The organism is Terrabacter sp. Root85 (assembly GCF_001429185.1).
Lineage (GTDB): Bacteria > Actinomycetota > Actinomycetes > Actinomycetales > Dermatophilaceae > Terrabacter.
Genome location: NZ_LMIW01000014.1, coordinates 80,340 through 90,325, shown reverse-complemented (window position 1 = coordinate 90,325; position 9,986 = coordinate 80,340). Strand labels below are relative to the sequence as shown.

Genomic DNA, 9,986 nt, shown 5'->3' with positions numbered 1-9,986 from the left:
TCCCAACTTACAGGCCATCCCGCTTCGCCCGCGCATTGCTGATGACCTCGGGGTCGTCGGACGACAGGGGCTTGTCGGCCCAGACGTGGTAGTCGAGGGTCGACGTGGGGCTGGGCGGGGCACCGGTGCGCTCGAGCAGGTAGGACATGACCTGGTTGAAGACCGGTCCGGCCAGCGCGCCACCGAACATGCCGGAGCTGGGCTTCTGGATGAAGACGGCCACGACGTACTTCGGCGCCTCGGCCGGCGCGAACCCGATGAACGAGGCGGTGAAGCCGTTGTAGCGGCCCAGCTTCTCGTCGTAGCGGTCGGCCGTGCCGGTCTTGCCGGCCACGCGGTAGCCCTTGATGCGGGCCGCGCTCGCGGTGCCGTTCTCGCCGGTGACCTCCTCCATCATCCGCGACAGCTTCACCGCGGTGTCCTCGGTCACGACGCGGCTCGGCGTCGTCGGTGTCGACGGGATGAGGGTGCCGCTGTCGTTGACGGTGCCCTCGACGAGCGACGGCGGCACGCGGACACCCCTGTTGGCGATCGTCTGGAAGACGCCGGCCTGCTGGATCGCCGTGACGGCGTAGCCCTGGCCGAAGAGGATCGTGTAGCGCCGCGTCGAGACCCAGTCCTTGGCGCCGGCGAGCAGCCCCGCCGACTCCCCGGGGAAGCCGACGGGAGTCTTCGAGCCGATGCCGAACTTGCGGTAGTACGCCTCCATGATGGACGGCGAGACGCGCTCGCCGATGAGCATGGTGCCCATGTTGGACGACTTCGCGAGCACGCCCGTGGCCGTCATGTTCTCGACGCCGTGCGGCTCGTTGTCCTTGAAGGACGTGCCGGCCCGGGGCAGGCGCGGGGGGACGATGACCCCGGTGTCGGGCGTGATGACGCCCTGCTCGAGAGCGGCAGCCATCGTCATGAGCTTGCCGGTCGATCCGGGCTCGAACGCGTCGTTGAAGGCGTAGTTGCCGAGCGAGGACTTCGAGGCGTCGCCGAGGTCGTTCGGGTCGAACGTCGGGTAGCTCGCGGCGGCGCGCACCTTGCCCGTGGCCACCTCGAGGACGACCGCGGTGCCGGACTCGGCCCCGACGGCGGTCACCTGCTTGGCGAGGGCGTTCTGGGCGTACCACTGGAGGTCGGCGTCGATCGTCAGCTTGACGTCGCGCCCGTTGGCGACGGGGGTGTCGACCCGCTGCGATCCCGGGATGATGTAGCCGTCCCGGGCCCGCTCGGCGACGCTGACACCGGGAGTGCCCTTGAGCGCCGTGTCGAGCATCTGCTCGATGCCGCCCGCGCCGCTCTGGTCGGAGGGGCGCACGAAGCCGACGAGCTGGCCGAGCGCCATGGAGGTCGGGTAGATCCGCTGGGCCGTGCGCTCACCCGTGATGCCGGGGATGCCCAGCGCCCGGATCTCACGGTAGATCGCGGGGTTGACCTCCTTCTTCACCACGACGTAGCGGGTGTTCGAGCGCGTGAAGAGCTTCGTCAGCGCCGACGGCGTCATGCCGAGCAGCGGCGCGAGGTCGGCAGCGGCGCGGGTGACCCCGACCTCCTGCCGCACGCCGTCGATCTTCACCGTGTAGAGCGGGATGATCTTGGGGTCCGCGGCGATGGTGAAGCGCTCGACGGAGTCCGCGAGGACCTGTCCGTTCGTGTCGAGGATCTGGCCACGCATGGCCGGCGTCGTCGTCTTGACCGACCGCTTGAACAGCGCGGCCTCCTGGGTGGCCGACGCGTCGAAGGCCTGGATGCGCAGCAGCTGCCCGGCGAAGATCGTGAAGACGAAGAGGATGGCGACGAACATGACGCGCGCCCGACGGCGCGGGTTCGCGCGCGAGATCTTGAGCGGGCGACGGGGCCCGCGCGGACCTCGAGGCCCTCGGGGTCCCCGAAGTGCCGCGGCACGCTGAGCTGCGGGCCCGCGACCGCGGCTCGAGGCCGTCTGGGTCCGGGGAGCGCTCGTCCGCGTGCTGGCTCGGGGGCTGCCGGACGAACTGCCGCTGCGGCTGCGAGCCGGCGCGGCGCCCCGCCCCGCCGAGGTCGCGCGCACCGACGTGCTCGCGCGCGCGCCCGCGGACGAGCCCGGCTTCTGTCCCGGCTTCTGTCCCGACTTCTGGCCCGACTTCTGGCCCGACTTCTGGCCCGACTTCTGGCCCGGGGAGCTGGCTGCACCGCTCTGCCGGACGGAGCCCGGCTGGGCGGCCCGCCCCTGGCCGGACCGACCCTGGGCGGGCCGGCCCTGGCTTGCGCGCGCCTGGCCGACGCGGGCCGTGCCCGTCGCGGAGGAGGCGCGACGGGTGTCCCCTGCGGGCGCAGCACCGCGACCGGTCCGTCGTGGATCGGTCGCTCGGTTCTGCGTCACGGGATCACCTCACCGTCGTCTGCTGGGCCTGCCCTGCCTGGCCCGCCCCGGTCGCGCCCGTGGCCTGCCCCGACGCTCCGGGCGTCGTGCCCAGTGTGGGTGCTGCGGGGGTCTCCGGCTTGGCACCGGGCGTCGTCGGCGTGGCGGCCTGGGACGGCGTGGCCGGCGTGGCCGAGGCCGCCTTGCTGGCCTTCGTCGCGGAGGACAGGACCTTCTTGACCTTTGCCGTCACGGCGGGCGGCGTCGGGCTCGTGACGATCGGGAAGGCGTTGTTCTTCGTCGCCGGCTCCGGCTCGCCCGACACGGTGCCCGTGGAGAGGTCGATGTAGCCGCGGGTGTTCATCCGCACCATGCCGATCTCGGCGGCGCTGCGCGCGAGCGCGCCCGTGGCAGAGGCCCGGTCGATGTCCTCCTGGAGGTTGCCGGCCGTGTCGCTGAGGCGTGCCGACTCGCGCTGGAGGTCACCGACCGCCAGCGAGCCCTGGGCGAGTGCCGTGTTGAGCAGGAGCAGGGCGATGAGCCCGGCCGTGAGCAGCCCGATGCAGATCGTCACGAACGCGCCGTTGCCGGTGCGCGTGATGCTGCTCGGGATGACCCGGAGCGGCGTGGGGGCTGGGCCGCGCCGCGGCGCGCGGAGCGGCCGGGCCGTGGCGGTCATCTGGCTCATCGGGTGGGTCCCTTCCTGGTCCTGCTGGCTGGGGTGTGCGTGGAGGTGTTGCGCACGCGCTCGGCGACGCGAAGTCGGGCCGAGGCGGCCCGCGGGTTCGTGGTGACCTCGTCATCGCCGGGCGCCTCGGCGCCCCGAGTGACGAGGGAGAGGTATGCCGCGTGCTCGGCGAGCTCGACCGGCAGACCTGCGGGGGTGCTGGACGTGGCGCCGGCGGCGAAGGCCCGCTTCGTGGCCCGGTCCTCGAGCGAGTGGTAGGACAGGACCGCGATCCGGCCGCCGACGGCAAGGACGTCGATGGCCTCGTCGATGGCGCGGCGCCAGACCTCGAGCTCGTCGTTGACCTCGATCCGCAGGGCCTGGAAGGTGCGCTTGGCCGGGTGGCCGCTCTGTCGCTGCGAGGCGGCGGGGATGACGCGACGCAGCATGTCGACGAGGCGACCGGACGAGGAGTACGGCTCGATCGCGCGGTCCTGCACGACGGCCTTGGCGATCTTGCGCGCGTAGCGCTCCTCGCCGTAGTCGCGCAGGATGCGGGTGAGGTCCTCGACCGAGTAGGTGTTGAGCACGTCGGCGGCGGTCTGCCCCGTCGACTGGTCCATCCGCATGTCGAGCGGCGCGTCGACCCGGTAGGCGAAGCCCCGGTCGGCCTCGTCGAGCTGGAGTGAGCTGACGCCGAGGTCGAAGAGGATGCCGTCGACCGCGGACACGTCGAGGTCGCCGACGACGTCCTTGATGTCGTCGTAGACGGCGTGGACCGGGCGGAAGCGGTCGCCGAACCGGGCCAGTCGCTCGCCCGCGAGAGCCAGGGCCTCACGGTCGCGGTCGATGCCGACCACGGTGCAGTCGGGGAAGCGCTCGAGGACACCCTCGGCGTGGCCACCCATGCCGAGGGTGCCGTCGATGTGCACCGCCCCTGGCCGCTGCAGCGCGGGGGCGAGCAGCTCGAGGATCCGGTCGCGCATGACGGGGACGTGACGCTCCTGCGCCTGTCCTCGATCGCTCATGGTGCGTCCCTCTCACGCTCGTGCTGCTGGGCCCTGTGTGGTGCGTCTGTGACGCACGGGGCTGGTGTGACTGGTGTGACCTCACGGCGAATAGGGATCCGCCGTGGGGTGATGTGGTGGTGGCCGGTCGGCCGGAGTGGCAGCGAACAGGTGGAGGGAGCTGGTCGCGTGCCGGTCGGGAGTGGTGCTGTCGGTGCTGCTCTGCGGAGCCCGTCGACCTGGGGGCTGGTCCCCATCCGCTGCCTCGCCCGGGACGGGGGAAGTCGTCCCGGGTGTGGAGCGGCTGGAGGCCGGCGCTCAGGTGCTGGTCGGTGGTGCGGGTGATGTCGTGGCGGTCGTCGTCGGCGACGGTGGTCGTCCCGACTCAGAAGAGTCCGGGGATCACCTCCTCCGCCGTGTCGGCGAAGCTCTGCTCGGTCTGCTCGAGGTAGGCGTTCCAGACCGCGCTATCCCAGACCTCGAGGCGCGCGCCGGCACCGATGACCGTGACCTCGCGGTCGAGGCCGGCGTACTGGCGCAGGTTGGCCGGGATCGTGAACCGGCCCTGCTTGTCGGGGATCTCGTCGGACGCGCCGGAGAGGAAGACGCGCATGTAGTCGCGGGCGACCTTGCTCGTCGTCGGGGCCTGGCGCATCTGGTCGGCGACCTTGACGAACTCGTCCATCGGGTAGATGAACAGGCTGCGTTCCTGGCCGCGCGTGACGACGAGCCCGCCGGCCATCCGCTCGCGGTACTTCGCGGGCAGGAAGAGCCGACCCTTCTCGTCGAGCCGGGGCGTGTGCGTCCCGAGAAACATGGTCCGCCACCTCCCCTTTGTCGACCCGAAGGCGTCCCCATTCCCTACCTTGAAGCCCCACGATACTCCACTTTGCTCCACCGTCAACGAACTTTGACCCTTTTTGGCCCGGCGAGTCCCGCGTTTACGCAGGTCAGACGGGGTGGAGTGAAGTGGAGCAGTTGGGGCACCACCACTCGCCCGAACACCCCACCGCGGTGACGGCGACGCCCGCCCGGGCCACCCGGCCGACGCCCGCGCCCTGCGGATCGTGCTCAGCAGCGGGTTCGGCCCCACCAGGACCCGCCCCAAACCGAACCGAACGGCCACACCGGACGTTGGAGGTGGAGGAAAGTGGAGGTGGTCCCGGGCGCGCTCCCGGGGGCGTCGACCACGTGCCCACGACCAAGGTCTCCATCCGGTCACGACCGGGGCAGCCCTACCGGTGTCGTGGGTCCATGGGAGAAGATCACCTGACGGGTTACGCAGCCCGCCACGAGCAGCGCTGCGCCACGACATGGGGACGACGACGGAGGACAGTGTGACGACGACGGACACGGGGCTCGGGACCACGGCATCACCGGGCGCGGCCGCGACCACGGGCGCAGCCGACCTCGACCTCATCCACGACGTGGCGGAGCGGCTCATGGGCGCCATGACAAGCGTCATCGAGGGCAAGCCTGACGTCGTCCGCACCACCGTGACGGTCCTCTTCGCCGGTGGTCACCTGCTCATCGAGGACGTGCCCGGCGTCGGCAAGACGATGCTCGCCAAGACGCTGGCCCGGTCGATCGACGCTACGGTGCGCCGCATCCAGTTCACACCCGACCTGCTGCCCAGCGACGTCACGGGCGTCAGCATCTTCAACCAGGACGCCCGCCGCTTCGAGTTCCGGCCGGGCGCCATCTTCGCCAACGTCGTCGTCGGCGACGAGATCAACCGCGCGTCCCCGAAGACGCAGTCGGCCCTGCTCGAGTCGATGGAGGAGCGCCAGGTCACGGTCGACGGGACGACCTACACCCTGCAGGCCCCGTTCATCGTCATGGCGACCCAGAACCCCATCGAGATGGAGGGCACCTACCCCCTCCCCGAGGCCCAGCGCGACCGCTTCATGGCCCGGATCTCGATGGGCTACCCGGCACCCAGCGCCGAGCTCGACCTGCTCGAGACGCACGGCTCGAGCTCACCGCTCGACGCCCTGACCCCCGTGACCGACGCCGAGACGATCAACCGCGTCGTGCACGCCGTCAGCCAGGTCCACGCGAGTCCTGCCATCCGCCAGTACATCGTCGACCTCGTGACCCGGTCCCGGTCGACGACCGCGCTGCGGCTCGGCGCGTCACCGCGTGCCGCCCTGCACCTGCTGCGCGCGTCCCGCGCCTTTGCCGCGCTCGAGGGTCGCGACCACGTGATCCCTGACGACGTCCAGGTGCTCGCGGGGCCGGTCCTCGCCCACCGGCTCATGCCGTCGAGCGAGACCCAGCTCGCCCGCCGCACCACCGTCGAGGTGGTCACCGACCTGCTGCGCCAGGTGCCGGTGCCGCCCGCAGCGCGCTGAGCGGGGGCAGGCGCCCATGCGCTCGCTGCGCAGCGTCCTGACGACGAGGGGCCGGGCCTTCATGGGCTCGGGCGCGGTCCTCGTCCTCGCCGGGGTCATCTTCGGCTTCCGCGACCTCACCCGCTTCGGGGTGCTCCTCGTCGCGCTCCCCCTCATCTCCGCCGTGCTCGTGCGCACCCGCAAGACGCGGATGCGCATCGAGCGGCACAGCCACCCCGAGCGCATCAGCGTCGGCCAGGACGCACACGTCACGCTGTCCTTCGAGAACGTCTCGACGAACACGACGCCGATCTTCCTCGCCGAGGAGCGGCTCGACTACGTCCTCGGCGACCGGCCGCGCTTCGTCGTCGGCCGGATCCCGCCGGGCCGCGTCCGCGCCATCGACTACGCCGTGCGCTCCCACCTGCGTGGACGCCACCACCTCGGGCCCCTCGGGGTCCAGGTGCAGGACCCGTTCGGCCTCGCCAACCGCAACGCGGTGCTCGAGGGCACCGCCGACCTCGTCGTGCTGCCGGCCGTGCACCCGCTGTCGTCGAACCGCCAGCCGAGCGCGGGCGTCGGCTCCGAGGGCGAGCAGGCCCATCTCATCGCGCTGCACGGCGAGGACGACGTCACGATCCGCGAGTACCGCGACGGCGACGACCTGCGCCGCATCCACTGGCCCGCGACCGCCCGCACCGGCGACCTCATGGTGCGCCAGGAGGACCGCCCCGCGCAGCGTCGCGCGGTCGTGCTCATCGACCCGCGGCCCTCCGCGCACGGGGGCACGGGAGTGAGCAGCTCGTTCGAGTGGGCGATCACCGCGGCTGCGTCCATCGCCGTGCACCTGTGCGACTCGGGGTATGCCGTCCACCTCGTCTGCGCCGAGACGGTCGAGACCTCCCGCGCGGCCGAGACCATGATGCCCGAGGAGATCCTCGACGTGCTCGCCGTGGCGACGCCGCGCGACGACACGGGCGAGGACGAGATCCTGCGTGCCGGACAGGCCCTCGCCGCTGCCGGCGGCTTCCTCGTGGCCGTCGTCGGACCGCAGGGACGCGACATCACCTCCCGGGTGGCGAGCCTGCGCCAACCGGGCACCACCGGCCTGGCGCTCGTCCTCGACGCCCGTAGCTTCGGCACGACCGATGCCGAGGAGGCCGAGCCGCACGTCGACACGCTGCGCCTCGCGGGGTGGCGCGCCGTCTCGGTCCAGCGCGACGAGGACGTCGCGCACGTCTGGGCCGTCCTGACGGCCGCCACCGTCGGAGGCAGCCGATGACCCGCCGTCGCTGGAGGATCACCCTCCTGGCCGCCTTGGCCACCCTGGCCGCCGTCTACCCCATCACGAGCCTCTTCGTCGAGTCCACGTGGCTGCCGCAGGCGGCCTTCGTCATCGCCCTCGTCGCCGGCCTCGGCCTCGTCGCCCGGGGCCTCACCCGCTCACGCGGACTCGTCGTGCTCCTCCAGGTGCTCGTGACGTCCTACGTCATCCTCGCCCGCTACACGGGTGAGTCCTTCACCCTCTTCGTGCCGACACCTGCCACCCTCGAGGCGGCCAACTCCCTGGGGCTGCAGGCCCTCGAGACGATCAACCGCTACTCGGCCCCCGCACCGCTCAACGACGGGCTGACGTTCTGCCTCGTCGTCGCCGTCGCGCTCGTCGCCATCGCGGTCGACGCCATGGCCGCCACGTGGCGCAGCCCGGCCGCCGCCGGACTGCCACTGCTGACGGCATACCTCATCACGGCGGCCAACGGCGACGCCGCCCTCGCGCTGCGCTTCTTCGTCGTGCCCGTCGTGCTCTGGCTCGTCATGCTGCACACGACCGCCCGGGCCCAGTTCGGGCGCTGGGGCACGGCCAGCGCGGCCGACGAGAGCGAGATCGACGAGGCAGCCCACGACCGCGACGCCCTGCGCTCGTTCACCGCGGGGGCGCTGAAGCTCGGCGCCGTCGGGGTCGTCGTCGCCCTCGTCGTGCCGGCCGTCATCCCGCACTTCCCACCGCGCTACCTCACCGAGGGGCTCGGCCGGTCGGGCGGCGGCGCCGGCGAGGGGTCCGTCGGGTTCAACGACACGCTCGACCTCTCGCGCAGCCTCAACAACCAGGACCAGTCGCCCGTCCTGACCTACACGACGACGGCCTTCACGCGGTCCCCCCTGCGGGTGCTCGCGACGTCGTACTACTCCCGCGGGCAGTGGAGCGTCGCCGGCGCCACCGGCGATCGTCCCGACAACCCGTCTCCGCTGCCGCCACCGGACAAGCGACGCGACTACGTCATCACCGTGACGGACAACACCCTCGCCGCGCCCCGCATCGCGGCGCCCTACCCGGTCGTCGCCGTCGCGATGGAGGGCACGCCGTGGAGCATCGACCCCGTCACGCGCGACGTCCGCGTCGACCGCGCGGTGAGCACCTACCGGGTGACGTATGCCGATCTCGCGCCCTCACCGCCGGAGCTGCGCGAGTCGGGAGCCCCGGACTCGCCGGACATCACCGACGACGACCTCACCATCCCGGACCGCTCGCGTGACCTGATCCAGCAGTGGTCCGACCAGGTCACCCGCGGCGCGGACAACCCGCTCGACAAGGCGATCGCGATCCAGGACCACCTGCGCGACCCGAGCCGCTACACCTACTCCCTCGACCTCGGCGAGCAGCTCCGCGACAGCCAGGGGCGCCTTCTCGAACCGATCCAGAACTTCTACCAGACCCGGCGCGGCTACTGCGTGCAGTTCGCGACGGCGATGATCATGCTCGCCCGGGCCCAGGGGATCCCGGCCCGCATGGCGATCGGCTTCCTCCCGGGCCAGCTCTCGGACGAGCGCTACATCGTCCGCGCGAGCGACGCCCACGCGTGGCCCGAGCTCTACTTCCAGGGCTACGGCTGGCTGCGCTTCGAGCCGACCCCTGGTGCCCGTGCGGGCTCGCCGCCACCGTATGCCGTCCTCGGCGCGGGCTCCGGCCCGACGGGTGGTGGGCGCGAGGTCAGCGAGACGAACACCGCGAGCGGCACGGCCTCGGCCACCAGCTCGACCACGGCGGCAACGGCGGCCCCCGTGCAGAAGGAGGAGACGTTCCTCGACTCCGTCGGGCACGTCTTCACCGTGCGCAACGTCGTGCTCGCCCTCGCGCTGGTGCTCGGCCTGCTCGCGGCGTTCGCGATGCCGATCACGGCCTGGCTGCTCCGGCTGCGTCGCCGACGCGCCGCCGTGACCCAGCAGGACCTCATCGAGGCCGAGTGGGACGACCTCACCTCGCACTTCGGCGACCTGGGGCTCAGTGCGCCCGAGGGCGTCACCCTGCGCCAGCTGCGCGAACGCTACGTCGCCGACGGGCACCTCGACGAGGAGAACGCCACCGCCATGCGACGGGTCACGGCGACCCTCGAGAAGTCCCGCTACGACCGGCCCGAGCGCACGACACCGCAGGAGGCCTTCCGGCTGCACCACGACATCCGGTCGATCCGGCGTCAGGTCGGCCGCACCCGGGCCTGGCAGACCCGGGCACGGTCCTTCTTCTGGCCCGAGGCTGGTGTGTCGTTCTGGCGCTCCCTCCCGGACCGCCTGCTCCCCCGGCGCCGCTGAGCCCGGCACACGGCATACGCAGACCACGGGACACCGCAGACGCGAAGGAGCCCACGACG

At 72.0% G+C, this 9,986-nt stretch carries 7 protein-coding genes; 3 read left to right on the top strand and 4 right to left on the bottom strand.

The genetic code is table 11. From position 1 onward, the window contains the following. Nucleotides 1–7 precede the first annotated feature (7 nt). From ASE25_RS20985 to mraZ, 4 genes are all read right to left on the bottom strand, one after another. Nucleotides 8–1,795, bottom strand: coding sequence for a penicillin-binding protein 2 (locus tag ASE25_RS20985; RefSeq protein ID WP_056827282.1), 1,788 nt, complete (start codon nucleotides 1,793–1,795; stop codon nucleotides 8–10). 562 nt (nucleotides 1,796–2,357) lie between these two features. Next, nucleotides 2,358–3,020: a hypothetical protein gene (locus ASE25_RS20980; protein WP_056776235.1), complete on the bottom strand. Its 663-nt coding sequence runs from the start codon at nucleotides 3,018–3,020 to the stop codon at nucleotides 2,358–2,360. Further along, nucleotides 3,017–4,027, bottom strand: a complete 1,011-nt coding sequence (gene rsmH, locus ASE25_RS20975; protein WP_056827281.1) for a 16S rRNA (cytosine(1402)-N(4))-methyltransferase RsmH — start codon at nucleotides 4,025–4,027, stop codon at nucleotides 3,017–3,019. Before rsmH ends, ASE25_RS20980 begins: the two co-directional genes overlap by 4 nt. Before the next feature lie 364 nt (nucleotides 4,028–4,391). Then, on the bottom strand, nucleotides 4,392–4,823 hold the full coding sequence (gene mraZ / locus ASE25_RS20970) for a division/cell wall cluster transcriptional repressor MraZ (RefSeq protein ID WP_020144649.1): 432 nt from the start codon (nucleotides 4,821–4,823) through the stop codon (nucleotides 4,392–4,394). A gap of 496 nt (nucleotides 4,824–5,319) precedes the next feature. Here mraZ and ASE25_RS20965 point away from each other — a divergent pair, with 496 nt between their 5' ends. Genes ASE25_RS20965 through ASE25_RS20955 form a run of 3 tightly spaced genes read left to right on the top strand, consistent with a single transcriptional unit; the run spans nucleotide 5,320 to nucleotide 9,927 of the window. Then, nucleotides 5,320–6,360: a MoxR family ATPase gene (locus ASE25_RS20965; protein WP_056827280.1), complete on the top strand. Its 1,041-nt coding sequence runs from the start codon at nucleotides 5,320–5,322 to the stop codon at nucleotides 6,358–6,360. Nucleotides 6,361–6,376: 16 nt separating this feature from the next. Further along, a complete protein-coding gene (locus ASE25_RS20960) occupies nucleotides 6,377–7,621 on the top strand; it encodes a DUF58 domain-containing protein (RefSeq protein WP_056827279.1) in 1,245 nt (414 codons plus the stop codon). Continuing rightward, nucleotides 7,618–9,927: a DUF3488 and transglutaminase-like domain-containing protein gene (locus ASE25_RS20955; protein ID WP_056827278.1), complete on the top strand. Its 2,310-nt coding sequence runs from the start codon at nucleotides 7,618–7,620 to the stop codon at nucleotides 9,925–9,927. Before ASE25_RS20960 ends, ASE25_RS20955 begins: the two co-directional genes overlap by 4 nt. The last annotated feature ends 59 nt before the right edge of the window (nucleotides 9,928–9,986 follow it).

Excerpts from the sequence above, each read along its gene's own strand:
- ASE25_RS20985 (WP_056827282.1), bottom strand. The coding sequence starts at position 1,795 with ATGTTCGTCGCCATCCTCTTCGTCTTCACGATCTTCGCCGGGCAGCTG.
- ASE25_RS20980 (WP_056776235.1), bottom strand. The coding sequence starts at position 3,020 with ATGAGCCAGATGACCGCCACGGCCCGGCCGCTCCGCGCGCCGCGGCGC.
- rsmH (WP_056827281.1), bottom strand. The coding sequence starts at position 4,027 with ATGAGCGATCGAGGACAGGCGCAGGAGCGTCACGTCCCCGTCATGCGC.
- mraZ (WP_020144649.1), bottom strand. The coding sequence starts at position 4,823 with ATGTTTCTCGGGACGCACACGCCCCGGCTCGACGAGAAGGGTCGGCTC.
- ASE25_RS20965 (WP_056827280.1), top strand. The coding sequence starts at position 5,320 with ATGGGGACGACGACGGAGGACAGTGTGACGACGACGGACACGGGGCTC.
- ASE25_RS20960 (WP_056827279.1), top strand. The coding sequence starts at position 6,377 with ATGCGCTCGCTGCGCAGCGTCCTGACGACGAGGGGCCGGGCCTTCATG.
- ASE25_RS20955 (WP_056827278.1), top strand. The coding sequence starts at position 7,618 with ATGACCCGCCGTCGCTGGAGGATCACCCTCCTGGCCGCCTTGGCCACC.